The sequence below is a fragment of the Streptomyces sp. LHD-70 genome (genome assembly GCF_031157275.1).
Taxonomy (GTDB): Bacteria; Actinomycetota; Actinomycetes; order Streptomycetales; family Streptomycetaceae; genus Streptomyces.
Genome location: NZ_JAVIFW010000005.1, coordinates 468,089 through 494,472 on the forward strand (window position 1 = coordinate 468,089; position 26,384 = coordinate 494,472).

The 26,384-nt window shown below is 71.8% G+C and carries 19 protein-coding genes; 7 read left to right on the top strand and 12 right to left on the bottom strand.

What is annotated here, in order from left to right; translation table 11 throughout:
* Positions 1 to 146: 146 nt before the first annotated feature.
* Both RCO28_RS12995 and RCO28_RS13000 read right to left on the bottom strand, forming a co-directional pair.
* Entirely contained in the window at positions 147 to 989 is an 843-nt protein-coding gene (locus RCO28_RS12995; protein ID WP_308941210.1) for an IclR family transcriptional regulator, read from the bottom strand.
* A 230-nt stretch (positions 990 to 1,219) separates the two neighbouring features.
* Positions 1,220 to 1,666 carry a hypothetical protein gene (locus RCO28_RS13000; protein ID WP_308941211.1) on the bottom strand — a complete coding sequence of 149 codons (447 nt, stop codon included), beginning with the start codon at positions 1,664 to 1,666 and terminating at the stop codon, positions 1,220 to 1,222.
* A gap of 484 nt (positions 1,667 to 2,150) precedes the next feature.
* On the opposite strand from RCO28_RS13000, the gene RCO28_RS13005 reads away from it, so the two are divergent.
* From RCO28_RS13005 to RCO28_RS13025, 5 genes are all read left to right on the top strand, one after another.
* A complete protein-coding gene (locus tag RCO28_RS13005) occupies positions 2,151 to 5,252 on the top strand; it encodes a nitrate- and nitrite sensing domain-containing protein (protein ID WP_308941212.1) in 3,102 nt (1,033 codons plus the stop codon).
* Complete coding sequence (locus RCO28_RS13010; protein WP_308941213.1) at positions 5,249 to 5,671, top strand: roadblock/LC7 domain-containing protein; 423 nt, start codon at positions 5,249 to 5,251, stop codon at positions 5,669 to 5,671. The genes RCO28_RS13005 and RCO28_RS13010 overlap by 4 nt, the downstream gene beginning before the upstream one ends.
* 9 nt (positions 5,672 to 5,680) lie before the next feature.
* Complete coding sequence (locus tag RCO28_RS13015; protein ID WP_308941214.1) at positions 5,681 to 6,085, top strand: DUF742 domain-containing protein; 405 nt, start codon at positions 5,681 to 5,683, stop codon at positions 6,083 to 6,085.
* Positions 6,086 to 6,145: 60 nt separating this feature from the next.
* A complete protein-coding gene (locus tag RCO28_RS13020) occupies positions 6,146 to 9,814 on the top strand; it encodes a hydantoinase B/oxoprolinase family protein (protein WP_308941215.1) in 3,669 nt (1,222 codons plus the stop codon).
* A gap of 246 nt (positions 9,815 to 10,060) precedes the next feature.
* Complete coding sequence (locus RCO28_RS13025; protein WP_308941216.1) at positions 10,061 to 10,669, top strand: ATP/GTP-binding protein; 609 nt, start codon at positions 10,061 to 10,063, stop codon at positions 10,667 to 10,669.
* A gap of 69 nt (positions 10,670 to 10,738) precedes the next feature.
* Here the strand turns inward: RCO28_RS13025 and glpK are convergent, their stop codons facing one another.
* From glpK to RCO28_RS13060, 7 genes are all read right to left on the bottom strand, one after another.
* On the bottom strand, positions 10,739 to 12,253 hold the full coding sequence (gene glpK, locus RCO28_RS13030) for a glycerol kinase GlpK (protein ID WP_308941217.1): 1,515 nt from the start codon (positions 12,251 to 12,253) through the stop codon (positions 10,739 to 10,741).
* Between the two features lie 47 nt (positions 12,254 to 12,300).
* Positions 12,301 to 13,029 carry an MIP/aquaporin family protein gene (locus RCO28_RS13035; RefSeq protein WP_308941218.1) on the bottom strand — a complete coding sequence of 243 codons (729 nt, stop codon included), beginning with the start codon at positions 13,027 to 13,029 and terminating at the stop codon, positions 12,301 to 12,303.
* Between the two features lie 340 nt (positions 13,030 to 13,369).
* Positions 13,370 to 15,157 carry a GGDEF domain-containing protein gene (locus tag RCO28_RS13040; RefSeq protein WP_308941219.1) on the bottom strand — a complete coding sequence of 596 codons (1,788 nt, stop codon included), beginning with the start codon at positions 15,155 to 15,157 and terminating at the stop codon, positions 13,370 to 13,372.
* Positions 15,158 to 15,331: 174 nt separating this feature from the next.
* Positions 15,332 to 16,525, bottom strand: coding sequence for a lipid-transfer protein (locus RCO28_RS13045; protein WP_308941220.1), 1,194 nt, complete (start codon positions 16,523 to 16,525; stop codon positions 15,332 to 15,334).
* Positions 16,522 to 16,965: a zinc ribbon domain-containing protein gene (locus RCO28_RS13050; RefSeq protein ID WP_308941221.1), complete on the bottom strand. Its 444-nt coding sequence runs from the start codon at positions 16,963 to 16,965 to the stop codon at positions 16,522 to 16,524. Before RCO28_RS13050 ends, RCO28_RS13045 begins: the two co-directional genes overlap by 4 nt.
* A 97-nt stretch (positions 16,966 to 17,062) precedes the next feature.
* Entirely contained in the window at positions 17,063 to 17,878 is an 816-nt protein-coding gene (locus tag RCO28_RS13055) for a M15 family metallopeptidase (RefSeq protein WP_308941222.1), read from the bottom strand.
* A 207-nt stretch (positions 17,879 to 18,085) separates the two neighbouring features.
* Complete coding sequence (locus RCO28_RS13060) at positions 18,086 to 20,461, bottom strand: glycoside hydrolase family 31 protein (RefSeq protein WP_308941223.1); 2,376 nt, start codon at positions 20,459 to 20,461, stop codon at positions 18,086 to 18,088.
* A 214-nt stretch (positions 20,462 to 20,675) separates the two neighbouring features.
* On the opposite strand from RCO28_RS13060, the gene RCO28_RS13065 reads away from it, so the two are divergent.
* Entirely contained in the window at positions 20,676 to 22,649 is a 1,974-nt protein-coding gene (locus RCO28_RS13065; RefSeq protein ID WP_308941224.1) for an acetoacetate--CoA ligase, read from the top strand.
* Between the two features lie 80 nt (positions 22,650 to 22,729).
* Positions 22,730 to 23,617, top strand: a complete 888-nt coding sequence (locus tag RCO28_RS13070) for a hypothetical protein (protein WP_308941225.1) — start codon at positions 22,730 to 22,732, stop codon at positions 23,615 to 23,617.
* A gap of 84 nt (positions 23,618 to 23,701) precedes the next feature.
* On the opposite strand, the gene ptsP is transcribed toward RCO28_RS13070, so the two are convergent.
* From ptsP to RCO28_RS13085, 3 genes are all read right to left on the bottom strand, one after another.
* A complete protein-coding gene (gene ptsP / locus RCO28_RS13075) occupies positions 23,702 to 25,372 on the bottom strand; it encodes a phosphoenolpyruvate--protein phosphotransferase (protein WP_308941226.1) in 1,671 nt (556 codons plus the stop codon).
* Positions 25,373 to 25,450: 78 nt separating this feature from the next.
* A complete protein-coding gene (locus tag RCO28_RS13080; protein WP_308941227.1) occupies positions 25,451 to 25,900 on the bottom strand; it encodes a PTS glucose transporter subunit IIA in 450 nt (149 codons plus the stop codon).
* Positions 25,901 to 26,185: 285 nt separating this feature from the next.
* Positions 26,186 to 26,384, bottom strand: a 199-nt coding sequence (locus tag RCO28_RS13085; RefSeq protein WP_308941228.1) for a hypothetical protein, incomplete at its 5' end; no start/stop codon positions are given.

Genomic DNA, 26,384 nt, shown 5'->3' on the forward strand with positions numbered 1-26,384 from the left:
GACGACGCGTACGAGGCCGCGTACGACGCTGCGTACGACGACGCGGGGCCGGGAATGTCCCGGCCCCGCGTCGAGTCGTCAAGCAGGGCCCCTCAGGATCCGCAGCCCGCCAGAAGAAGCAGCAGCCCCTCAGAAGCGGCAGCCCCTCAGAAGCCGTACCCCATCCGCCGGGACAGGTCGTCCGCAACGGCGACGGCTCGTTTGGCCAGCTCGGCGAGGCGGTCCTCCGTCAGCCGGTAGACGGGCCCGGACACGCTGAGCGCACCGATCACCTTGCCGTCGTGCGCGCGCACCGGGGCCGCGACCGCCGTGAGGCCGATCTCCAGCTCCTCCAGGGCGCGCGCGTACCCCTGCTCGACCACGGCCTCCAGCTCCGCGCGCAGCTGCACCGTGCCGGTCACGGTCTGCTCGGTGAAGCGGGGCAGGCTGCGGGCGAGCAGACCCTCGCGCAGGGCCTGCGGCAGGTGGGCGAGCAGCACCTTTCCGCTGGACGTGGCGTGCAGCGGCGTGCGTCTGCCGAGCCAGTTCTGCGCGGTCACGGCGGCCGAGCCGCGGGCCTGCATGATGTTGACCGCGGCGTCGTCGTCGAGGACCGCGATGTTGACGGTCTCGCCGAGTTCGTCGGCCAGCTCGCGGCAGACGGGGGCGCCTTCCTGGGAGATGTCGAGCCGGACGGCGGCGGCGCCCGCGAGGCGCAGCACGCCGGCCCCCAGGTAGTACTTGCCGCGGTCCGCCGACTGGGACACGAGCCCTCGGTTCTCCAGGGCGCCGAGCAGCCGGAAGGCCGTCGACCGGTGCACGTCCAGCTCGTCCGCGATCTCCGAGACGCCCGCCTCGCCGTGCTTGGCGAGGATCTCCAGAACGCTCACCGCGCGGTCCACGGACTGGACGGCGCTTGCGGTGCCGCGGCTCGGCCGCTCCTGCTTCTCCTGGCCGTGCTTCTCCTGGTCGTCCTCGATGGTCGCATCCCTCTTCTGTTTTCCGGTCATTGGTCTTTACTCACCACCTGGCGGCTTCGTCCGCGCCGCATCTGCGGGAAGCGCTTGACGCGGCTGGCTTCCCGGCCGGATTCTGTTGCGTATCGCGCTCGCGTGAGCGGTATACGCAACATGTTACCGAACGGTCGCAAGAGGCCCCTGGAAACGGCCGCGAGACGCACTGCGAACGGCCGCGAGACGCACCGTGTGATCGCCTCTGACCGCAGGAAACGCGCTCCCCCTCAGGCCCGCGAAAGGCTGCCGCTGCCGGCCGGGTCCCCTGGCCGGGCCCGTGCCGCCGAGCGGGCCGCCGAGCGGGCCGCGCGGCGGGCACGCCGGCGCTCCTTGCGGAGGCGGCGTGCGGTGCTCGCGGGAGAGGAGACCACGCCGTACCGCTGGTTCCAGACCTGTCTCGTCACCCAGACGTCCAGGACCGACCACGTGGCCACGACCGTGCTCGCCACACTGCTCAGGACCATCGGGAAGGCCAGCCAGGAACCCGCGAGGCTGCACAGCACCGCGACCGTGCCCTGCGTCAGCGTCACCGCCACGATGATCATCGCGCGCACCGCCGCCGTCCGCACCGGCTCCGGCATGCTGGGCCGCCCCACCGGGTCGTCCACCCACAACTGCTGCTGCCGCCCGTCCCCTTCGTCCTGCCGCGGACCCCCGTGCGCCGCCGTGCCCATCGTTCACTCCCCACGCTGTGCAGCCGGTCGTCCCGCTGCGTTCGCCCGACCCCTCATGGGCTGCCCGTGTTGCACCGAATTACGCCACCCTGTCGGGTACTTCGCCCCCGGAGACGGCCGCGCGGTGCTCCTCGGCATCCCCAACTCCCGTCCGCACGCGAGGAAACGCCGTACCAGGATCCGTACACCAGCTCGTACGGACAAAAACGCGTGCACCGCCCGGAAAGTTCCCCCTGCGTGGTCGCGGAACGAATCCGGCCAACTGGCCGAGGGGGGTGGCGTGATGCCGACGCAAGAGGCGTGCCGTGTGGGGTGGCCATCTCCCGGTAAGAGCGGACAACTCGTGACGGGATACGCGTGCTTCGGCAGGAAAGCGATCGACTGTGACCGTACTTGCCTTCGAGTTGGTCATCCGACAGTAGTAGGCTCGCGCCGTTTATTGCCGCACGTACCCCCGGTCACCGGGGTTGAGCTGGGGGAGGCCATGCGCTTTCGCGGGAAGTCCATCCGCCGGAAGATCGTGGCGTTGCTGGTGGTGCCGCTCGTGTCCCTGGCGGTGATCTGGGGAGTCACCACAGTCGTCACCGGACGCGCCGCCGACCGGCTGTTGAGCGCCTCCACCGTCGTCGAAGAGGTCGGCTTCCCCATCGAGGACACCGTCCGCGTCCTCCAGGAAGAGCGCCGCGCGACCCTCGTCTACCTCGCCGACCCGCGCGCCTCCGAAGCCCCCGCCCGCCTCCACGAGCAACGCGACGCCACCAACGCCAAGGTCGCCGAGGTCCGCGCCAACGCCGAGAACCCGGATGTACGCGAGGAGATGTCCGGCGAGACCGCGCACCGACTCGACTCCCTGATCGAGGCCTTCGACGGCATCGACACACTGCGCCGCACCGTCGAGGACGGCTCCATCTCCGCCGGTCAGGCCCTCACGCTCTACAACCGCCTGATCGACCCCTGCCACACCTTCCTCTCCGGCCTCGACACGGTGAACGACGTGCCGCTCGACAAGGAGGGCCAGGCCCTGGTCGACCTCGCCCGCACGCGCGAATTCCTCGCCCGCCAGGACGCGTTGGTCTCCGCCGTCCTGGTGCGCGGCCGCGTCGATGCCGGGCAGCAGCGGCAGATGGCCGACTACCGCGCACGGCGCGAGCTGCGCAGCGAGGTCAGCCTGGAGCTGCTGCCCGCCTCCGAACGCGAACGTTTCGAGCGCTACTGGAGCAGCCCCGCGGCCACCCCGCTCCTGGAGCTGGAGAAGAACGTCGTCGAGGGCAGCGCCGGCACTCCGCGCGGCATCACCTCCGCCACCTGGGACAAGGCCGCCAAGACCGTCCTCGACGATCTGGCCGAGCTCAACTCCGAGGCGGGCGACCGCTATCAGGAGCGGGTCGAGCCCGAGGCCGTCGGCGTCCTGCTGCGGGCCGGAGCGGCCGGTGTCCTCGGACTCTTCGCGCTGCTCTTCTCGATCGTGCTCTCCGTACGCATCGGCCGCGAGCTGATCCGCGACCTGTCCCGGCTGCGCAAGGACGCCCACGAGGTCTCCGGCGTCCGCCTGCCCAGCGTGATGCGCCGCCTCGCCGCCGGTGAACAGGTCGACGTCGAGACCGAGGCCCCGCGCCTGCAGTACGAGAAGGACGAGATGGGCCAGGTCGGGCAGGCCCTCAACACCCTGCAGCGCGCCGCCGTCGAGGCCGCCGTCAAGCAGGCCGACATGCGCCGCGGCGTCTCGGAGGTGTTCGTCAACCTCGCCCGCCGCAGCCAGGTCCTGCTGCACAAGCAGCTCACCCTGCTCGACGCCATGGAGCGCAGGACCGAGGACACGGAGGAACTCGCCGACCTGTTCCGCCTCGACCACCTCACCACGCGCATGCGCCGGCACGCCGAGGGCCTCGTGATCCTCTCCGGTGCCGCGCCCTCCCGGCAGTGGCGCAAGCCCGTACCGCTGATGGACGTGGTGCGCGCGGCTGTCGCCGAGGTCGAGGACTACGAGCGCATCGAGGTGCGCAGGCTCGCCCGGATCGCCGTCACCGGCCCGGCCGTCGCGGACCTCACGCACCTCGTCGCCGAACTCCTTGAGAACGCCACGGTGTTCTCGCCCCCGCACACCGCCGTCCAGGTGCACGGCGAGCGCGTCGCCAACGGCTTCACCCTGGAGATCCACGACCGCGGCCTCGGCATGACCCCGGACGCCCTCCTCGACGCCAACCTGCGGCTCGCGGAGACCCCCGAGTTCGAGCTGTCCGACACCGACCGGCTCGGCCTGTACGTGGTCAGCCGGCTCGCCCAGCGTCAGAACGTCCGCGTCTCGCTGCAGCCGTCGCCGTACGGCGGGACCACCGCCGTCGTCTTCGTACCGGACGTGCTGCTCACCGCGGCGCCCGACGGGGACACCAGCGGCGGCATCCGGCTCGACCGCGCGGCGGCGGGGCTCGGCGACGAGGCCTCCGGCGAGCGCGGCCCACGGCTCACGAAGGTGCCCGCGCAACTGCCCGGACTGCCCAAGTCGGTCCTGGAGTCGGCGGTCCTCGACGGTCCCGTGGAACTGGAGGCGCCGGTGGACGCGGCCGAGCGCGTACGCGCACTCGATCTCGGGGATTTGGGAGACCTGGGCGGTCTGGGCGACATCGAGGACACCGACAGCGAGCGGGGCGGGCTCTTCCGGCCGCGCCGGAAGTCCGGGAGCAGAGAGCGCGGCCGGAGCCGGGACCGGGCCGAGCACCAGCAGGCGGGCGACGGCGCGGAGGCGGGCGACTCCGCTCGCCCGGACGCGGCCGTTCCCGTTCCGCTGCCGCGCCGCAGGGCCCCCAAGCTGGTCAGCTCGCACGGCCGCCCGGTCGGCGAGGAGTCCGCGCCCGCCGAGCGACCCGACGAGCGTGTCCTCACGCCGCGCGAGGAGCTCCGCGGCGGCCTCCCCGCCCCCTTCGACGCCCGCGCCCAGTCCCGCGCGGACAACGGCGACGCAGCGGCGGAACGCGGAACTCCGCCCCCGGACCCGGCAGTTGAGCCGGTACGGGACCAGGCGCCCGAGCCGGTACGGGACCAGGCGCCCGAGCCGGTACGGGACCAGGCGACCGAGCCGGTACGGGACCAGGCGCCCGGCGCGGGCCGAGGCGGCGACGCACCGGCAGGCCCCGGAACCCCCGCCTCCGAAGAAGGCCAGGACCGCCCGAAGCCCGCCCCGTACGAGGACATCCCGACCGCCGCCCTGCCCCGCCGCGTGCGCCAGGCGAACCTCGCCCCGCAGCTGAAGGGCGAGCCGAAGCGCAAGCCCGTACGCGACGAGGCGCCGGCGGACCGCGACGCCGAGGAGGTGCGCGACCGCATGGCCGCACTCCAGCGGGGCTGGCAGCGCGGGCGCCGGGACAACGGCGAACTGGAGAACGGCGAACGGCCCGCTCCAGAACGGCCCGCTCCAGAACGGCGCGCTCCAGAACGGCCCGCTCCAGGACAGCCCGCTCCAGGACAGCCCGCTCCAGAACGGCCCGCCCCGGAACCGCCCGCCCCGGAGCCGCCCGTACGAGAAGAACCCCGTCCCGGCACCGCCGAGGACGGCACAGCACACCGCACCACGGAGGGGGACGGTCGATGACCGCACCGAAGACAGCCGCACACATCGGCGAGCTGAACTGGCTGCTCGACGACCTCGTCGCGCGCGTGGCGACGATCCGCAAGGCCGTCGTCCTGTCGTCGGACGGCCTGGCCACCGGCGTCTCGGCCGACCTGACCCGTGAGGACGGCGAGCACCTGGCCGCCGTCGCCTCCGGCTTCCACAGCCTCGCCAAGGGCGTGGGCCGGCACTTCGAGGCGGGCCAGGTCCGGCAGACCGTGGTCGAGCTGGACGACGCGTTCCTGTTCGTGACCGCCGCGGGCGACGGCAGCTGCCTCGCCGTGCTCGCGGACTCGGACACCGACGTCGGCCTGGTCGCCTACGAGATGACGCTCCTCGTGAAGCGGGTCGGCGTACATCTGGGGACCGCGCCGCGCACCGATGTGCCCGCGGGCGGGTAGTGGAATGGCATGACCATCGACGGTAATGCGGGTCACGGGGCGCCCCACTGGTTCGACGACGACGCGGGACCAGTGGTGCGTCCGTACGCCATGACGCGGGGCCGCACCACGAGCGAGGGGCAGCATCGACTCGACCTGATCGCGGTCGTCGTCGCCGAGGCCGCGGTGGACGACCGGGAGGCCGACCACACCCTGGCCCCCGAGCACGTCGACATCGTCGAACTCTGCCGAGAGGTCCCGCAGTCGGTGGCCGAGCTGGCCTCCGAGCTGGACCTGCCGATCGGCGTGGTCCGCGTCCTCGTAGGCGACCTCGTGGCCGAGGAGCTCGTGCACGTGACCCGGCCCGTCCCCCCGGCCGAACTCCCGGACGAGAGTATTCTGCGCGACGTGATCAACGGTCTGCGCGCGCTCTGAGACTGCCGGTCAGGTCGGCCCCCGGCAGTGGTCCACGCGGCGCCCGAGCGGGAGGTGTCCGTGACAGGAACAGGCGGCGCGGAGGCGGGTCAGGGGAGCGGCGGCACGGACGCGGGCTGGCAGTTCTGGATCGACCGTGGCGGCACGTTCACCGACGTCGTGGCGCGCCGCCCGGACGGCCGGCTGCTCACCCACAAGCTGCTCTCCGAGAACCCCGCGCGCTACCGCGACTCCGCGGTGGCGGGCATCCGTGCCTTGTTGGACGTCCCTCTGGAGGACGCCCGGATCGACGCCGTCCGGATGGGCACCACCGTCGCCACCAACGCCCTCCTGGAGCGCAAGGGCGAGCCCACCGCGCTCGTCGTCACGCGCGGCTTCCGGGACGCGCTGCGCATCGCCTACCAGAACCGCCCGCGGATCTTCGCCCGCGAGATCGTGCTGCCCGAACTCCTGCACACGCGCGTGGTCGAGTTCGACGAGCGCGTCGCCGCCGACGGCACCGTCCTCACCCCGCCCGACCTGGACCGCCTCGAGGCGGAGCTGCGGAGCGTGTACGACGACGGCATCAGGTCCCTCGCCGTGGTCTGCATGCACAGCCATCTGCACCCCGCGCACGAACAGGCCGCCGGCCGCCTCGCCGCCCGGATCGGCTTCCCGCAGATCTCCCTGTCCAGCGAGGTCAGCCCGCTGATGAAACTGGTCCCGCGCGGCGACACGGCCGTCGTGGACGCCTATCTCTCCCCGGTCCTGAGGCGGTACGTCGACCAGGTCGCGGACCAACTCCGGGGCGTACGGCTGATGTTCATGCAGTCCAACGGCGGCCTCGCCGAGGCCCACCAGTTCCGCGGCAAGGACGCCATCCTCTCCGGGCCCGCGGGCGGCATCGTCGGCATGGCCCGGATGTCACGCCGCGCGGGCTTCGACAACGTCATCGGCTTCGACATGGGTGGCACCTCCACGGACGTCTCGCACTACGCGGGCGCGTACGAACGGGTCTTCACCACCCAGATCGCCGGGGTCCGGCTGCGCGCCCCCATGCTGGACATCCACACCGTGGCCGCGGGCGGCGGCTCGGTCCTGCACTTCGACGGCAGCCGCTACCGGGTCGGCCCCGACTCGGCGGGCGCCGCCCCCGGCCCCGCCTGCTACCGGGGCGGCGGCCCGCTCACCGTCACCGACGCCAACGTGATGCTCGGCCGCATCCAACCCGATTACTTCCCCCGGGTGTTCGGCCCCGACGGCGACCAGCCGATCGACGCCGGCCTCGTCCGCGAGCGGTTCTCCGCGCTCGCCGCCGAGATCCGCGAGGCCACCGGGGACGACCGCACGCCCGAGCAGGTCGCCGAGGGCTTCCTGCAGATCGCCGTCGCCAACATCGCGGGCGCCGTCAAGCGGATCTCCGTGCAGAAGGGCCACGACGTGACGCGGTACGCCCTCACGACGTTCGGTGGGGCGGGCGGCCAGCACGCCTGCGCGGTGGCCGATTCGCTCGGCATCCGCACCGTGCTCGTACCGCCCATGGCCGGAGTCCTCTCCGCGCTCGGCATCGGGCTCGCCGACACCACGGCCATGCGTGAGCAGTCCGTCGAGGAGCCTCTGGAGGCCGAGTCGATGGCGCGCGTCGAGGAGACCGCGGCCGCCTTGGAGGAGGCCGCCCGCGCCGAACTGCGCGCCGAGGACGTGCCGGAGGACCGCATCCGCGTCGCCCGCCGCGCCCAGCTCCGCTACGACGGCACCGACACCGCGCTCACCGTCACCCTCGACACCGCCGAACCCGACGCCATGCGGAGCGAGTTCGAGGACCGGCACCGCGCCACCTACTCGTTCACCCTGGACCGGCCGATCGTCGTCGAGGCACTCTCCGTCGAGGCCACCGGCGTCACCGAACCGCCGGACCTCTCCACCCTCACGGCGCCACGCGCGCGTGCGACCGAAAACCACCACCGCAACGACGAAAACCACCACCGCAACGAGGAAAACCCGCACCACGCGCGCGTGCACCTCAACGGAGCCCACCGCCAAGTCCCCCTGCACCGCCGCGAAGAACTGGCCCCCGGCGAGCGGATCGAAGGCCCCGCGATCATCACCGAGGCCAACGCCACCACCGTCGTCGACGAGGGCTGGCGGGCACGGACCAACGACGAGGGCCACCTCGTGATGGAGCGGGTCGCGCGGGCCGAGGGGATCGAGGTGGGCACCGAGGCCGACCCCGTGCTCCTCGAAGTCTTCAACAACCTCTTCATGTCGATCGCCGAACAGATGGGCGCTCGCCTGGAGTCCACCGCGCAGTCCGTGAACATCAAGGAGCGCCTGGACTTCTCCTGCGCCCTCTTCGACCCGGACGGCAACCTCGTCGCCAACGCCCCGCACATCCCGGTGCACCTGGGCTCGATGGGCACGAGCGTCAAGGAGGTCGTCCGGCGCCGCGCGGAGATGCGCCCCGGCGACGCGTACGCCGTCAACGACCCGTACCACGGCGGCACGCACCTGCCCGACGTCACCGTCATCACCCCCGTCTTCGACCGGGCGGGCGAGCGGATCCTCTTCTACGTCGCCTCGCGCGGCCACCACGCCGAGATCGGCGGCATCGCCCCCGGCTCCATGCCCGCCGACAGCCGCCGCATCGAGGAGGAGGGCGTCCTCTTCGACAACTGGCTGCTCGCCGAGAACGGCCGCTTCCGCGAGCAGGAGACAGAGCGGCACCTCACGAGCGCCCCGTACCCCTCCCGCAACCCGGCCACCAACCTCGCCGACCTCCGCGCCCAGATCGCCGCCAACGCCAAGGGCGTCGAGGAGGTCGGCAAGATGATCGAGCACTTCGGACTCGACGTCGTCCAGGCCTATATGAAGCACGTCCAGGACAACGCCGAGGCCGCCGTCCGCCGCGTCGTCGACGCCCTCGACGACGGTGCGTACGCGTACGAGACGGACTCCGGCGCGGTCATCCGGGTCCGCGTCACCGTCGACCGGGAGGCCCGCTCCGCGACCGTCGACTTCACCGGCACCTCCGCGCAGCTGCCCGGCAACTTCAACGCCCCGTACGCCGTGGTCAACGCCGCGGTCCTGTACGTCTTCCGCACCCTCGTCGCCGACGACATCCCGCTCAACGACGGCTGCCTGCGCCCCCTGAAGATCGTCGTCCCGCCCGGTTCGATGCTCGCGCCCGAGCCGCCCGCCGCGGTCGTCGCCGGGAACGTGGAGACCTCGCAGGCCATCACCGGCGCCCTGTACGCGGCCCTCGGCGTGCAGGCCGAGGGCTCGGGCACGATGAACAACGTCACCTTCGGCAACGACCGCCACCAGTACTACGAGACGGTCGCGTCCGGTTCCGGCGCGGGCGACGGCTTCGACGGGGCGCCTGTGGTGCAGACCCATATGACCAACTCACGGCTCACCGACCCCGAGGTCCTTGAGTGGCGGCTGCCCGTACTCCTGGAGGAGTTCGCGGTCCGCGCGGGAAGCGGCGGAAACGGGCGCACGCGCGGCGGCGACGGGGCGGTGCGCCGGATCCGCTTCCGCGAGCCGATGACGGTCTCCACGCTCTCCGGCCACCGCCGCGTGCCCCCGTACGGCATGGCGGGCGGCGAGCCGGGCGCCCTCGGGGCCAACCGCGTCGAGCGGGCCGACGGCACGACCCTGGAGCTGTCCGGCGCGGACTCGGCGGAGCTCGCGCCCGGCGACGTCCTGGTCGTTCAGACACCGGGCGGCGGGGGATACGGAACTCCCTGACGCAGCGGGCCCGTTCAGGTCGCCCCGTACCGAGAGGGCCCACCGACAGGAACAGGACGTACCCCACGACCTGCCGGTCCGGCAGAACGGCGCGAAGGACGTGAAGTCGCCCGGGCACCCGGCATCGTTCCGGCCACGATCGCCCTCCGGCGATGAAGCGGAATCAGGGCGGGACTAGAGTCTGCTGCGGAACTCGCCCAAATGTGCGGGGAGTTCACCCCGTCGGCACAGCTGGAGTGGAGACCAATGGCGATCCTCGGGCGCTCTCAGCGGCGCAAGGCCACCGTCGAACCGGTGACCCTGAAGATCCTCGTGGCCGGCGGCTTCGGCGTGGGCAAGACGACCCTCGTCGGCACAGTCAGCGAGATCAAACCGCTGCGCACCGAGGAGGCCCTCACCGAGGCGGGACGCCCCGTGGACGACACCGCGGGCGTGGAGACGAAGAGCACCACCACCGTCGCCATGGACTTCGGCCGCATCACGCTCCGCCAGGACCTCGTCCTGTACCTCTTCGGCACCCCCGGGCAGGATCGTTTCTGGTTCCTCTGGGACGAGCTGGCGCAGGGCTCGCTCGGCGCCGTCGTCCTCGCCGACACCCGCCGCCTGGAGGACTGCTTCGCCGCCGTCGACTACTTCGAGCGGCGCGGCATCCCCTTCGCCGTCGGCGTCAACTGCTTCGAAGGCGCCGCCCGTTACCCCGAGGACATGGTCCGCCAGGCCCTCGACCTCGACGAGCAGGTGCCCGTCGTGCTGTGCGACGCCCGCGACCGCGAGTCAGTCAAGGCCGTCCTCGTCACCGTCGTACGCCACGCCATGGCCCGCGCGACGGCCGCCCGCGCACGGGCCACCAGCTGACCCCGGACGGCACCACGGCCCGTACCCCCGCCGACCGGGGTACGAGCCGCAGCTCTCCAGCGGGAGGACTCAGCCCTCCTCGCCGTCCTCCAGCCAGCCGAAGCTGCGCTCCACGGCGCGCCGCCAGTTGCGGTACTCGCGGTCCCGCACCTCCTGCGCCATCCGCGGCTGCCACTCGGCGTCCTTCTGCCAGTGCGCCTTGAGCTCGTCCAGGTCGTTCCACACGCCCGTGGCGAGGCCGGCCGCGTACGCCGCGCCCAGGCAGGTCGTCTCGGACACCCTCGGCCGGACCACCGGGACGTCCAGCACATCCGCCTGATGCTGCATGAGCAGGTTGTTCTTCGTCATGCCGCCGTCGACCTTCAGGGTCGTGATCTGCACGCCCGAGTCCTGGTACATGGCGTCCACGACCTCACGCGTCTGCCAGCTCGTCGCCTCCAGGACCGCGCGGGCCAGGTGCGCCTTCGTCACGTACCGCGTCAGACCGGTGATCACGCCGCGCGCGTCCGAGCGCCAGTACGGGGCGAACAGGCCGGAGAACGCGGGCACGACGTACGCACCGCCGTTGTCGTCGACGCTCGCCGCGAGCGGCTCGATCTCGTCGGCACTGGCGATGAGGCCGAGCTGGTCGCGGAGCCACTGCACCAGGGCGCCGGTGATCGCGATCGAGCCCTCCAGGCAGTAGACCGGCGCTTCGCCGCCGATCTGGTAGCCCATCGTCGTGAGCAGCCCGTTCTTCGACGGAACGGGCCGGTTACCGGTGTTGAGCAGCAGGAAACTGCCCGTGCCGTACGTGTTCTTGGCGGTGCCCGTGTCGTAGCAGGCCTGCCCGAAGATCGCCGCCTGCTGGTCGCCCAGCGCGGAGGCCACGGGCACACCGGCGAGCTGTCCGACGGCCGTCCCGTACACCTCGGCGGACGAGCGGATCTCCGGCAGCATCGCCTCGGGCACGTTCATCGCGGACAGGATCTGGCCGTCCCACTGGAGGGTCTCCAGGTTCATCAGCATGGTCCGGCCCGCGTTGGTCACGTCCGTGACGTGCACGCCGCCGTCCGTGCCGCCGGTGAGGTTCCAGATCAGCCAGGAGTCGATCGTGCCGAACGCGATCTCACCGCGCTCGGCACGCGTCCTGAGGCCCGGCACGTTGTCGAGCAGCCAGGCCGCCTTCGGGCCGGAGAAGTAGCTGGCGAGCGGCAGTCCGGTGGCGTCCCGGAACCGGTCCTGCCCGTCGCTGCCGCCGAGTTCGGTGCAGAGCGCGGACGTACGGGTGTCCTGCCAGACGATCGCGTTGTGCACGGGCTTGCCGGTGGCGCGGTCCCACAGCACCGTGGTCTCGCGCTGGTTGGTGATGCCGAGGGCGCTCAACTGCTCCGCCCGCAGGCCCGCCTTGGCGAGTGCGCCCGCGACGACGGCCTGCACCTTCGACCAGATCTCCGTCGCGTCGTGCTCCACCCAGCCGGGCTTGGGGAAGATCTGGCGGTGCTCACGCTGGTCGACGGCGACGATCGCGCCGTCCTGGTTGAAGATGATGCAGCGGCTCGACGTGGTGCCCTGGTCGATCGCGGCGACGAACTTGTCCGTCATGAAGTCCCCTTGTCCCCTTGTCCCCTTGGTTCGTTGCACCCGACGGCTCAGAAAGCGGCGTTGAAGATGAGCCCGGACAGCGCCCCGCCGATCAGCGGACCCGCGACCGGGATCCAGGAGTAACTCCAGTCGGACGAGCCCTTGTTGGGAATCGGCAGCACGGCGTGCGCGATGCGCGGGCCGAGGTCACGGGCCGGGTTGATGGCGTACCCCGTCGGCCCGCCGAGCGAGAGGCCGATGCCGACGACCAGGAACGCGACGATCAGCGTGGCCGTACCGGACTCGCCGAGCCCCTTGGTCAGGCCGAACGCGAGGATCGGCAGGACGAGCCCGATGGTCGCGATGACCTCGGTGACGAGGTTGGCCGGAGTGTTGCGGATCTCGGGCGCCGTCGAGAAGATCCCGAGCGTCGGCAGGGCCTTGCTCTGGTCGGCGTTGGCCTGGAACTGCGCGTAGTACGCCGCCCAGCAGAGCACCGCACCGAGGATGGCGCCGATCATCTGCCCGAGGACGTACAGCGGGACCTGGTCCCACTTCCCGGTGTCGACAGCGATGCCGAGCGTGACGGCCGGGTTGAGGTGCCCGCCGGACAGCGGCCCCGCCGTGTACGCACCGGCCAGGACGCCGAAGCCCCAGCCGAACGCGATGACGACCCAGCCGGCCGACTTGGCCTTCGAGTGGTTGAGCGTGACGGCGGCGCAGACGCCGGCGCCGAACAGAATCAGGATCGCGGTGCCGATGATCTCACCGACGAGAACGTCCCCATTCGCGTACATGGCGGCTCCTTGGCCCATGCCCGGGGCCTTGCGCCCCGGTCCTCCGTGCAGGGTGCGTGCGTGGCTACGTCGGCCGAAGGCAGGAGAGCCCAAGAGGTTCCCCGGCCCCGCCCGGCGTCCGTGACGAGCGTGCCGTCGCAGCCGAATCGCCCGTGCGGAGTGGCCTGTTGCCGTCTGCGAGACGCAGCGGTGACCTCGCGCGGCGCCATGCCGAAGTGCGGCGATGCCGACTGACACCCGGAAGTGTTCACCGGCACTGTGGGACCGTCAAGGTCACGGACGACAACGGTTCTTGTACGGCGCGGGCCCGGGCTCGACACCGCGCCAGCCCGGCGTCCCGCTATGCGGTGGCCCGCCCGCTGCCCCGTTCCTCAAGCCGTATCCCGTACGGAGCCGCCGCGCCCGGCCCGTAAGGGGAGTCCGGCTTTCCGCGGTGCGACGCGCCGCCCCCGCCGCGCTGCGCGGAGACAGGGGCGGACGACGGTTCGGGGCGGGTGGCCGGGGTGCCGCGGCGGACACGGTGGCCCTCCGTGCCCGCGCGGCCGACGACCCAACTCGCCCCGCGCAGCGCCTTCGCGGCCTGCTTGAGCGGTGCGAGCCACGCCGCGGCCTGGCGGTGGTCGGCGACCGTGCCGGGCGGGCAGTCCACCGTCGCCACCGACAGCGTCACCTCGCGCCCGCCCGCCGACCACGACGCGTCGAGTACGGCCGCCGCCACCGGTTCGAGGGCCTCGGGCGCGGCGAGGAGCACGAAGTCGTCGCCCCCGATGTGCCCCACCCGCGCCTGCTCGGGCAGGCCCGCGCGTGCCGTGTCCGCGGCGACCGCCTTGAGCGCCGCGCCGATCTCCCGGATCAGCGTGTCGCCCGCCGCGAACCCGGCCCCGTCGTTGACCTGCTTGAAGTCGTCCACGTCCAGCCAGCTCAGCGCGAACGGCCGCCCCTGCGCGATCCACCGGTCGACCTCGGCCGTCACCGCGTCCGAACCGGGCAGCCGCGTCAGCGGGTTGAGCCCCGCCGCCTCCTCGACCCGGCTCTCGGCCAGGGTCCGCACCAGGTCGGCCAGGCGTACGACCCCCACGCACCGCCCCTCGCCGTCCACCACCGCGACGTCGTCGCCGGTACGGTTGCGCTGCCCGTCGGCGAGCAGGTCCAGGACCTCCCACGCCGTGGCGTCGACGCCGACCGTGAGCGGCTCGTCGGCCAGGCGCGCCGCGGGCCGGTCCGCGTACAGGGCGTGCCCGTACCGCCCGGACAGGGACAGCAGGAACCGGTCCCGGTCCACCGCCCGCACCGGCACACCGCGCGTGTTCACGAGGAGCACGCCGGAGACGTCGGGCGCGTCAGTGAGCAGTGTGCGCACCTGACCGGCCGACGCGGTCGCGGGCAGCAGCGCCGCGGGCCGCACGAACTGCCGTACGGACGGCCCGATGTGGGGCGCGTCCGGCGTGGGCGCGGCCTCCACCTCCGGTACGTACACGTCGACGGCGGGCCGCCGCATCGGCGGCGCGAACAGCTGGCCCTGCCCCAGCTGCGCCCCGGCCGCGAGCGCCGCCGCGCACTGCCGCTCGGTCTCCACGCCCTCGACGGCGAGCAGCGCGCCGAGCTCCTCGCACAGCGCCCGCATCGCGCGCACCCCGGCCGTCCGGTCGAGCAACGAGGCGTCCAGCTTGACGAGTTCGGGCGCGAGATCGACGAGCAGCCGCAGCGGTACGTCGCCGTCCCCGACCCCGTCGGCGCAGATCCGGAAGCCCTCGTCGCGCAGCCGGGCCACGCCCTCCAGGAGCGCGGGCTGCGGCACGTGCGTGAACGGCGGTCCGAGGTCGACGGTGACCTCCCAGGGCAGCCGCCCCACTTCCGTCACGGCGTCCCGCAGCGCCGCGAGCCCGCCGAGGTCGGCGACGGTGCCCGCGAACACGTTCACGTGCAGCGGAAGCAGCGCTTCCTTGCGGGCGGCGGCGCGCACCGCGAACGCCGCGAGCCGACCGTCGAGTTCGGGATCCCGCCGTGCCTCGGCGAGGACGTCGCCGGACTCCGGGCGGGCCAGTATCTCCTGTGCGGCGATGGCTCCGGTCGACAGATTGACGACAGGCTGGAAGGCGAAGCGGAGTGAGTCCGACCAGACAGGCACAGCAAGAATGATGGCCTGCCCGAATGCCCCACGGGCCCCAGTTCACGCGCTGTTCACGCAGCTTTCCCGACTCGTCACTCTCCGTACGCAGGGGCGGGCCTGCGGGGCGGCGGCACCAGCGGGGTGGCGCGCTCACCGCACTGCGCTCACCGCACCGCGCTCACCGCACTGCGCTCACCGCACCGCGATCACCGACGACCCGTGCCCGAAGAGCCCCTGGTTCGCGGTGATCCCGACCCGCGCGCCCGGCACCTGGCGCGCGCCCGCCGTTCCGCGCAACTGCCAGGTCAGCTCGCAGACCTGAGCGATGGCCTGCGCGGGTACGGCCTCCCCGAAGGACGCGAGCCCGCCGCTCACGTTGACCGGGATGCGCCCGCCGAGTGCCGTCGCCCCGTCCCGCAGCAGCTTCGCGGCCTCGCCCTCGCCGCACAGCGCGAGGTCCTCGTACCACTGCAGCTCGAGGGCCGTCGACAGGTCGTACACCTCCGCCAGGGACAGCTCGCCGGGGCCGATCCCGGCCTCCTCGTACGCGGCGTGCGCGATCGCGGCGCGGAACGGGCGCGCGGGCGGGGCGGCGACGGCCGCCGAGTCGGTGGCGATGTCCGGCAGGTCGAGCACGGTCTGCGGATACTCGGGCGTCACCGTCGACACGGCCCGGATCCGCACCGGGTCGGCCGCGCCGTGCCGCCGCGCGAAGTCGACGCTGGACAGCACGAGCGCGGCCGCCCCGCCCGAGGTCGCGCAGATGTCGAGCAGCCGCAGCGGATCGGCGACGACCGCGGAAGCGGCCACTTCCTCTGTAGTGACGGTTTTGCGGTAGCGGGCGTGGGGGTTGAGCGCGCCCATCGCCGCGTTCTTCACCTTGACCTGCGCGAAGTCCGCGAGCGTGTCCCCGTGCACCGCCATCCGGCGCCGCGCGTAGAGCCCGAAGTACGCCGGGTTGGTCGCACCGAGCACCCGGAACCGCAGCCAGTCGGGGTCGTCCGGCCGGTCCCCTCCGGCGGGCCGGAAGAACCCCTTCGGCGCGGCGTCCGCCCCCACCACGAGCACCACGTCCGCGAGCCCCGCGAGGATCTGCGTGCGCGCCGTCTGCACGGCCTGCGCGCCCGAGGCGCACGCCGCGTACACGCTGGTCACGCGCGCCCCCTGCCAGCCGAGCGCCTTGGCGAAGGTCGCGCCGGACACATAGCCCGGATAGCCGCCGCGCACCGTGTCCGCGCCGACGATCGAGCCCACGTCCCGCCAGTCCACACCGGCGTCCGCGAGCGCGTCCCGCGCGGCCTTCACGCCGTACTCGACGAACCCGCGGCCCCATTTGCCCCACGGGTGCATCGCGGCACCGAGCACCGCCACGTCGCGCGCGCTCATCGCTCGCTCACCGGCTTCCAGTGCCAGGTCGTCCAGGTGGCGTCCGCGTCCTCGTGCAGCACCCCCGGCACGACCTCCACCTCCGTCCCGACGGCGAGCTGCCCCGGCGTCACCCCCGGCACGGCCTGCCCGAGCACGACCATCCGCTCCGCCTCCAGCTCCACGGCGACCAGCGTGTACGGCTCCCACTCCTGCTCCGGATCGGAGACGTACGGGGCGGGCGGACGGTAGCGCCCGTCGGTGTACGACCAGACGCGCCCCCGCTTCGACAGCGGCACCTCGGCCAGCTCGCCACCCGCGCATCCGGGATTGCGGCAGTACGTGTCCTCGCGCGGGAAGAAGACCGATCCGCAGGCCGCGCAACGGGTGCCGAGCAACCGGAACCCCTCGCCCTCTCCGCTGAACCAGTCGGCCACGACAGGTGTGCGCTGACGCGTCAAGGTCCCTCCCCGGCACTTGATCTGACGGAACGTCAGAAGTGGTTGTGGCCCGCAGTGTGCCACGCCCGGCCGCACACCGACAGAGGCGAAAACCGCCTCACGCGCGGTGGCCGCTCAACGACCTCCGCGACACCGGAAAGTCGAAGTACGTGTCCGGGAACAGCTCCGGCTTGTACGTGAAGTGCCACCACTCCTCCGGCAGGTTGACGAACCCCTGCCCGGCAAGCGCATCCCGCAACAGCTCCCGGTTGTCCCGCTGCTCGCCCGTGACCCTCGGGTCGTCCGTGTGCGACAGGGTGTCGAAGCAGTCGAAACCGGTGCCCATGTCCACGGAGTTGTCGGGGAAACGCTCGTCCTGCGGCGCGTAGCAGGGCACCAGGGGCTCACCGGGCACGTAGGGGCGCGTGGGCAGCGCCGGAAGCCTCACGATGGTCAGGTCGACGGTCGAGCCGCGGCTGTGCCCGGACTTCTCCGCGATGTAACCGTCCGCGAACAGCCTCGACTTGTCGACCTGCGGATAGAACTCCGGCTTCATCCGCTCGTCGTCCAGATCCTTCGCCCAGCGCACGAAGTGGTCGACGGCGCGCTGCGGCCGGTAGCAGTCGTACACCTTCAGCGAGTAACCCTGGGCCAGCAGCTGCTGCTGCGCCGCGTGCAGGGAGCGGGCGGCCTCCTCGGTGAGGATGCACATCGACTGGCGGTATCCGTCGATCGGCTCGCCCACGAAGTTGTGGGGCGTGGTGTACCTGATCTCCTCCAGGATCGTCGGATCCACGTCCCGCAGGGCCACGAACTCCTTGGGCGCCTTGGGTTCGGGTCTCGCCTGTGCGGGCGCGAGCGCAGGTGCGCTGGTGAGGGCCAGCGCGGTGACGGCGGCGACGGTGAGGGCACGGAGCAAACGGGTCGGCTTCATGGCCTTCGTCTATCACCTGGGCCCGCAGTCCAAAAGCCGTTCAACAGCGGTACGAGCCCTCGCCCCGGGCGTTCGCACACAGTCCCCGCGTGCCCGAGCCCCAGCCCCAACTCCCCCTCACCCGCCCCGAGAAGGGCGTGCACGGAGTACACCGGCCTGGTCGTCGTCACCCGCTCCATCGAACCGCGCGCGGCACCCCAGAGGACATCAGTGCCCGGCGTCGAGCCCCCGCACCCGTACCCCCTCGGTGACCTCCCGCAACTCGCCCTCCCCGCAGTCCCGTTCGACGACCACCCGGCCGCGCCCCGCGCGCCGCGTCACGTACCGCTCCACCTCCGGCACCTGCCAGCCGTCACCCGCGTCCCGTACGACGAGCCCCGAGCCCGTACGGCCCCGCGCCGGCGCCCACACCTCCAGCTCCAGGCCGCCGTCCGCGCCCCGCACCGGCAGCACGGAACCGGCCCGCGCGAGCACCGGCACCCGCGACAGCGGCGCGTCGAGCAGCACCTGACCGGGGCCCTCGTACGCCCGTCCCGTCGCCGTGTCGTACCAGCGCCCGCGCGGCAGCCGCACCGCACGCCGTGTCGCGCCCGGCTCCAGGACCGGCGCCACCAACAGAGCGTCCCCCAGCAGAAACGCGTCCTCACAGTCACGCAGCGAACGCTCCTCCGGAGCAGACCACCACAACGGCCGCACATAAGGAGCCCCGGTCCGCTGCGCCAGGTGCGAAAGCGTCACCCAATAGGGGAGGAGCCGCCGCCGCTCATCCAGCACCACGCGCGCGTGCCGCAGAACCTCCGGACCGAACTCCCACGGCTCCCTGCTCCCCGCCCGCAGCGCCGCATGCGTACGGAACAGCGGCAGAAACGCGCCCAGTTGAAGCCGGCGCAGATACAGCTCGGGCGACGGAGCCCCGTCGAACCCGCCCACGTCCGGACCGGAGTACGGCACCCCGCACAACCCGAGACCGAGCACAACGGACAGCGAGGCCCGCAGCCCCGGCCAGCCCGTCGCCACGTCCCCCGACGACGTACCGCCGTACCGTTGCAGACCCACCCAGCCGGAGCGGGAGATCAGGAACGGCCGCTCGTCCGGACGCAGTCGGCACAGCCCCTCGTGGGCCGCCTGCGCCATGCACAGGCCGTACACGTTGTGCGCCTCGCGATGGTCACCGCCGCGCCCTTCCAGCGCGTGCCGGGCCGACCGCGGCAGCGTCGGCTCACCGAACGCCCCGAACGACACCGGCTCGTTCATGTCGTGCCAGAACCCGGCGAAGCCCTGCCCGAGCCGCTCTTCGTACAGCCCGCCCCACCAGCGCCGCACCTCGGGCGACGTGAAGTCCGGAAACACCGACTCACCCGGCCGCGTCAGCCCCTCGACGACCCGGCCCCGCGCGTCCCGCACGAACGCGTCGACGGAACGCCCCGACGCGTACACCTCGTCCGCGGGATCCGCCTTCACCCCCGGACCCACGATCGACACGATCCGCACCCCGTCCTCGGCCAGGTCCTTGGCGAGCACCGGCAGATCCGGAAAGCGCTCCTGGTCGACCGTGAAACCCCGATGAGCGTCGCAGTGCTCGATGCCCAAGTGCAGTGCGCTCAGCGGAATTTCATGTTCCAGACAGCCCGCGACGACGCGCCGTACTTCCCCCTCACCACCGAATCCCCACCGCGCGTGCTGATACCCGAGCGCCCACGAAGGCGGCACAGCGGGAGATCCGGTCAGCGAGGCGAAAACCTGCACCACGCGTGCGGGGGCACCGACCACCACCCAGCACCGCAACGGCCCTCCGTCCATCCGCAACTCACTGCACCCACGCCGGTCGTGCCCCGACCCCGCACCCTCCTCGCCCTCTCGCAGCCTCACCGAGCCGTCCCACGGGTTGTCGTGGAACACCAGATGCGTGCCCACGTCGGCCACCACCATCTGCACTGGCATCGTCAACGACGACGGATCGTCCTGCGGCCCGGACGCCCCCTCCGGACCGGTGTTCCACAGCCGGTACGACCCGTCCCGGAGCCGCGGCCCACCCGCCCGGCCGCCGAGCCCGAAGAACCGCGCGTCCGCCGCCACCTCGGACCGCTGCAGCCACCGCGCGGGCCCTCCGCCCACCGGCTCCCACCAGCGCGGCGGCAGATCCCGGCGCAACACCACACCACCCGGCGTCCGTACCTCCACGGCGCCGTGCCGGGACACCACGACCGTGACCCGCTCCGAGACGACCCGCCAGCCGCCCTCCTTGTCCGGCTCCAGAACGGCCCGCGGATCCACCTCAGGGCCCGCACCGACCACCGCGTACGACGGCTCAGGACCGGCACCGTCCCAGCCCCAGAACACCGCCCCGCCGGCCGTCACCCGCACCCGCAGCTCCGCCCGCGCGAACCGGATCACCCCGCCGCCCGGCCCCGGCTCCACACCCGTCACGGCCCCCGGCACCCGCGCCCGCTCCGCACCCCCGCGCGGCAACCCCACCGCATCCGCCCGGCTGCGCCGCCACGCCGACCGCACCGCGCGCCACCCACGCGCCGGGCCCTCCACCGAGACCGCCTTCACCGACCGCACCAGGTCTTGACCGTTCATGCAGCTCAGCCTGCCAGCACGCGCGCGTGCGGCGTAGCGCGTTCATCCGCCGTTCACCCGTGGCCGGACCACACCTTCACGCCACGGACTATGGGGGAGCCACCCTGGTGCAGGAGTCGATCACATGGCATCGTCCTGGAAGCCGCGTCACGCGCACACCCCCGCACGTGCGCGTGCCGGACGCACACACCGCGTACAGCTTGGGAGCCGCCCGATGTCCACCGCCGAACCGCAGCCGCAGCCCCTCTGGCAGCCCGGCCCGGCCCGTGTCGAAGCCGCCGCGATCACCCGCTTCCAGACCTGGGCCGCCGAACGCCACGGCGCCCCCGCGGAGGGCGGCTACGAGACCCTGCACCGCTGGTCGGTGGAGCACCTGGAGACCTTCTGGGAAGCCGTCGTCGAGTGGTTCGACATCCGCTTCTCCACCCCCTACGCGCGCGTGCTCGGCGACCGCACCATGCCCGGCGCCCAGTGGTTCCCCGGCGCCACCCTCAACTACGCCGAGCACGCCCTGGGCACCGCGGCCGAACGGCCCGACGCCCCCGCGCTCCTCGCCGTCGACGAGGCCCACGAGACCCACACCGTCACCTGGGCCGAACTCCGCCGCCAGGTCGGCTCCCTCGCCGCCGAACTCCGCGCACTCGGCGTCCGCCCCGGCGACCGCGTCTCCGGCTACCTGCCGAACATCCCGCAGGCCGCCGCCGCCCTCCTCGCCACCGCCGCCGTCGGCGCCGTCTGGACCTCCTGCGCCCCCGACTTCGGCGCCCGCAGCGTCCTCGACCGCTTCCAACAGGTCGAACCCGTCGTCCTGTTCACCGTCGACGGCTACCGCTACGGCGGCAAGGAGCACGACCGCCGCGACACCGTCGCCGAACTCCGCAGCGAACTCCCCACCCTCCGCGCCGTCGTGCACATCCCGCTCCTCGGCACCGACGCCCCCGAAGGCGCCCTCGAATGGTCCGCACTCACCGAAGGTGACACGGAACCCGTCTACGAACAGGTCCCCTTCGACCACCCCCTGTGGGTCCTCTACTCCTCCGGTACCACCGGCCTCCCCAAGGCCATCGTCCAGTCCCAGGGCGGCATCCTCGTCGAGCACTACAAACAACTCGGCCTGCACTGCGACCTCGGCCCCGACGACCGCTTCTTCTGGTACACCTCCACCGGCTGGATGATGTGGAACTTCCTCGTCTCCGGCCTCCTCACGGGCACCACGGTCGTCCTCTACGACGGCAGCCCCGGCTACCCCGAGACCGGCGCCCAATGGGCCATCGCCGAACGCACCGGCGCCACCCTCTTCGGCACCTCCGCCGCCTACGTCATGGCCTGCCGCAAAGCCGACGTCCACCCCGCCCGCGACCACGACCTGTCCAAGGTCAAGTGCGTCGCCACCACCGGCTCACCACTCCCGCCCGACGGCTTCCGCTGGCTCCACGACGAGGTCGGCGAAGACGTGTGGATCGCCTCCGTCAGCGGCGGCACCGACGTCTGCTCCTGCTTCGCCGGCGCCGTACCCACCCTCCCCGTACACATCGGCGAACTCCAGGCCCCCTGCCTCGGCACCGACCTCCAGGCCTGGGACCCGCAGGGCAAACCCCTCACCGAAGAAGTCGGCGAACTCGTCGTCACCAACCCCATGCCGTCCATGCCGATCCACTTCTGGAACGACCCCGACGGCAGCCGCTACCACGACAGCTACTTCGACACCTACCCCGGCGTCTGGCGCCACGGCGACTGGATCACCCTCACCGCACGCGGCTCCGTCGTCATCCACGGCCGCTCCGACTCCACCCTCAACCGCCAGGGCGTACGCATGGGTTCGGCCGACATCTACGAAGTCGTCGAACGCCTCCCGGAGATCCGCGAATCCCTCGTCATCGGCGCCGAACAGCCCGACGGCGGCTACTGGATGCCCCTCTTCGTCCACCTCGCCCGCGGCGCCACCCTCGACGACACCCTCCGAACCAAGATCAAGCAGACCATCCGCGCAGAACTCTCCCCACGCCACGTCCCCGACGAGATCATCGAGGTCCCCGGCGTCCCGCACACCCTCACCGGCAAGCGCATCGAGGTTCCGGTAAAGCGCCTCCTCCAGGGCACACCCCTGGAAAAGGCCGTCAACCCCGGCTCGGTCGACAACCTCGACCTCCTCCGCTTCTACGCGGACCTGGCCCGCACCCGCACCTGACCCACCCCGCCCCCACCCCCGTTGTCAGTGCCGCTCGTTACGGTGAGTGAGCATCGTTCGACACTGTCCACGGGGGACTCATGGCACACGCCCAGCACGACACCATGCGCCGCGCCCTGCGCCGCGAAGTCGCCGGCACCATCGGCCTGTTGGCCGACGCCGAGGACTTCGCGGCCATGCGGCGATATCAATCCTTCACGTTCCACGACCACACCACGTACCTCCACGAGGTCGAGCACCTGCTCCGCACTCTCGCCGCCGAGGGCAAACACACCACGCTCGCCCTCTTCGACCCCGAGGAGTACGAGGAGTTCTGCGCCGAATCCGGCCTCGACCCCGACACCTCCGACGGCCGCACCCGCTTCACCGCCGAACTGGCCGCAGCGGGCCCCACCGTCACCTACGACGGCCGCCCACTCAGCGACATCGTCCCCGACCTGATCGACGAGACCCTGCGCCGCTCCACCGTGGAGTACGCGGAACACCTCCTGTCCGACACCGGCCGCTGCGCCCACTGCGGCGAGGACATCGGCGTCGCCTCCTTCACCCGCGCGGCCATCCTGCTGAGCCGCATCCTCGACACCGGCTCACCCGGCACCCAGCACATCGTCTGCAGCGTCACCCTCGACACCACACCGCTCCTCGGCTCCCTGCACGCCGAGCGCACCCCGGACGGCCTGCTGAACCTCGACGAGACCGAGGCCCTCGAAGTCACCACAGTCCTCGCCGTCGGCATCGCCACGAAAAGCCCAGGCGGCCTCGTCCAACGCACCACCACCCAGGACCAACCCGACCGCGTCTGCGGCTGGCGCCTCAGCGGCGAACACCTCCAACCCCTCACAGAAGCCCAGGTCTTCGACGCCTACTGCACAGACGCCCACACCGGCGAACCCGTCCCACCGGAACCCGGCCTGGACTACGCCCCGGCCCCCGACCTCGGCCCGTACGACGACCCGCACACGCACTGAAGCACCCTGACAACGCGTGAGGGTGCCCCACCACAGTGGGACACCCTCACGCACACATCGACCGGGACAGAGCCGGCCGCCCGCTCACTCCCCGGACAGCACCGCCTGCGCGGCGGCCCGCGCCTCGTCGGCGGAGTCGGCGGCACGCGCGGCAGCCGCGGCCCGCTCACACTGCGCCAGCGTGTACTTGGCCAGCGTCGCCCGCACGTACGGAATGGACGCGGCACCCATGGAGAGGGAGGTGACACCCAGACCGGTCAGCACACAGGCGAGCACCGGGTCGGACGCGGCCTCACCACAGACACCGCAGCTCTTCCCCTCGGCCCTGGCAGCCTCGGCGGACAGCGCCACCAGGTCGAGCAGCGCCGGCTGCCACGGGTCCTGCAGCCGCGACACCGCACCGACCTGCCGGTCCGCCGCAAAGGTGTACTGCGCAAGGTCGTTGGTCCCCAGCGAAAGGAACTCGACCTCCTGCAGAATCGACCGAGCCCGCAGCGCGGCCGACGGAATCTCCACCATCGCACCGAACTTCGCCTGCAGCCCGGCCGCCCGACACGCGTCGGCGAAGGCCTTGGCGTCCAGCCGGTCCGCCACCATCGGCGCCATGACCTCGAGGTACACCGGCAGCCCCTCGGCCGCCTTGGCGAGCGCGGTCAGCTGCGTACGCAGCACCTCGGGGTGGTCGAGCAGCGTCCGCAGACCACGCACACCCAGAGCCGGGTTCGGCTCATCGGCAGGCGTCAGGAAGTCCAGCGGCTTGTCAGCACCCGCATCCAGCACACGCACGACGACGCGCCCCTCGGGGAACGCCTCGAGCACCTTCCGGTACGCCTCGACCTGCTTCTCCTCGGACGGCGCCTTCTGGCTGTCGTCCAGGAACAGGAACTCGGTGCGGAACAGACCCACACCCTCGGCACCGGCTTCGACAGCGGCGGGCACGTCGGCAGGACCACCCACGTTGGCGAGCAGCGGCACCTTGTGACCGTCGGACGTCGCACCAGGACCGGTCGAAGCGGCCAGCGCGGCCTTGCGCTCCTCGGCCTGCTTCTCCAACTCGGCCTGCTTCTCGGCACTCGGGCTCACGAAGATCTCACCCGTGCTGCCGTCCACGGCGATCACCGTGCCCTCGGCCAGCTCACCGGCACCGGGCAGCGCCACCACAGCAGGCACCCCGAGCGCCCGCGCGAGGATCGCGCTGTGACTGGTCGGCCCGCCCTCTTCGGTCACGAACCCGAGCACGAGCGTCGGGTCGAGCAGAGCGGTGTCGGCCGGCGCGAGGTCCCGCGCGATCAGCACGTACGGCTCGTCACTGTCCGGCACACCCGGCATGGGCACACCGAGCAGCCGCGCCACGATCCGGTTCCGCACGTCGTCCAGGTCGGCCACACGACCCGCCATGTACTCACCCGCACCCGCGAGCAGCTCGCGGTAGTGCGAGAAAGCGTCGTAGATACCGCGCTCGGCGGTGCTCCCGACGGCGATCCGCCGATCCACGTCGGCGATGAGCTCCGGGTCCTGCGCGATCATGGCCTGCGCCTCGAGCACGGCCTGCGCCTCACCACCGGCCAGGTTGCCCCGCGCATTCAGATCGGCAGCGACCGCTTCGACCGCCTGGCGGGCGCGCCCCTGTTCGCGCTCCGCCTCCTCGGCCGGAATCTGCTTCGCCGGCGGCTCGAGGACCGCGGTCCCCATGTGCCGTACTTCGCCGATCGCCACACCGTGGCTCACGCCGACGCCTCGCAGCGTTGTCTCCATTTCACCCGTCTCCGATAGATGCGGCGGTGCACCCCGCCGCGATGGATGTCGTACCTGCGGCCCAGTTACGGGCAGACGTCACTGCCAGCCGAAAAGCTCGTCGCCGGCCTTCACGTCGCTGTCCTCTACGACATTGGAGAGGGATTCGGCCGTGGCCTCGAGCGCCACGATGGGGCACACCGGGGACTTACCGGCGGCTTCGACGCCGGCCGGGTCCCAACGCACGATCGCCTGACCGCGCTGCACGGTGTCCCCCTTGTTAACGAGGAGCTCGAAGCCCTCGCCATTGAGCTGCACGGTGTCGATGCCCAGGTGCGTCAGCACACCGTGCCCCTCATCGTCCACTACGACGAAGGCGTGCGGGTGAAGCGATACGACGATGCCGGCGACGGGAGCAACGGCCTCCGAAGGCTCGCGCGCGGGATCAATGGCGGTACCGGGTCCCACCATCGCACCGGAGAACACCGGGTCGGGCACTGCGCTCAGCCCGATTGCGCGTCCAGCAAGAGGGGACGTCACGGTCGTCATGGGGAGCCTCCCAGGAGTGGAGAGTCATTAGCGCCGTCACTACTTGTCCACGACAGCGCACTGTTCAGAAGCGTAAGTCATATGAAGTCCCGGTTCCGCACAACTGGTCCCAGTTGGCAGGCGTACGACGTACCGCAATCGATTTGCGTCCACTACCAGTGACATGTACTGTCGGACCCCTGCCTGAGGCCGCACAGCGCGCCAAGCACTCAAAGCCTCGGCGGCATCCTCATCAAGCTCGATCCTATCCATGGATCCGGTTCTGCATGCCCGCAGTGACCGTGGTCAGGAAGACGGAAAAAGCCTGATAGAGTTTGGAAACACCGAAGGGAAGCGCCCGGAGGAAAGCCCCAGTAAATGACTGCGGGTGAGTACAAAGGAAGCGTCCGTTCCTTGAGAACTCAACAGCGTGCCAAAAATCAACGCCAGATATGTTGATACCCCGTCTCCGGCCGTCACGGCCGGGACGAGGTTCCTTTGAAAG

Bases quoted from the DNA above. Each gene is read 5' to 3' on its own strand.
- RCO28_RS12995 (WP_308941210.1), bottom strand. From the start codon at position 989: ATGACCGGAAAACAGAAGAGGGATGCGACCATCGAGGACGACCAGGAG.
- RCO28_RS13000 (WP_308941211.1), bottom strand. From the start codon at position 1,666: ATGGGCACGGCGGCGCACGGGGGTCCGCGGCAGGACGAAGGGGACGGG.
- RCO28_RS13005 (WP_308941212.1), top strand. From the start codon at position 2,151: ATGCGCTTTCGCGGGAAGTCCATCCGCCGGAAGATCGTGGCGTTGCTG.
- RCO28_RS13010 (WP_308941213.1), top strand. From the start codon at position 5,249: ATGACCGCACCGAAGACAGCCGCACACATCGGCGAGCTGAACTGGCTG.
- RCO28_RS13015 (WP_308941214.1), top strand. From the start codon at position 5,681: ATGACCATCGACGGTAATGCGGGTCACGGGGCGCCCCACTGGTTCGAC.
- RCO28_RS13025 (WP_308941216.1), top strand. From the start codon at position 10,061: ATGGCGATCCTCGGGCGCTCTCAGCGGCGCAAGGCCACCGTCGAACCG.
- glpK (WP_308941217.1), bottom strand. From the start codon at position 12,253: ATGACGGACAAGTTCGTCGCCGCGATCGACCAGGGCACCACGTCGAGC.
- RCO28_RS13035 (WP_308941218.1), bottom strand. From the start codon at position 13,029: ATGTACGCGAATGGGGACGTTCTCGTCGGTGAGATCATCGGCACCGCG.
- RCO28_RS13045 (WP_308941220.1), bottom strand. From the start codon at position 16,525: ATGAGCGCGCGCGACGTGGCGGTGCTCGGTGCCGCGATGCACCCGTGG.
- RCO28_RS13055 (WP_308941222.1), bottom strand. From the start codon at position 17,878: ATGAAGCCGACCCGTTTGCTCCGTGCCCTCACCGTCGCCGCCGTCACC.
- RCO28_RS13060 (WP_308941223.1), bottom strand. From the start codon at position 20,461: ATGAACGGTCAAGACCTGGTGCGGTCGGTGAAGGCGGTCTCGGTGGAG.
- RCO28_RS13065 (WP_308941224.1), top strand. From the start codon at position 20,676: ATGTCCACCGCCGAACCGCAGCCGCAGCCCCTCTGGCAGCCCGGCCCG.
- RCO28_RS13070 (WP_308941225.1), top strand. From the start codon at position 22,730: ATGGCACACGCCCAGCACGACACCATGCGCCGCGCCCTGCGCCGCGAA.
- ptsP (WP_308941226.1), bottom strand. From the start codon at position 25,372: ATGGAGACAACGCTGCGAGGCGTCGGCGTGAGCCACGGTGTGGCGATC.
- RCO28_RS13080 (WP_308941227.1), bottom strand. From the start codon at position 25,900: ATGACGACCGTGACGTCCCCTCTTGCTGGACGCGCAATCGGGCTGAGC.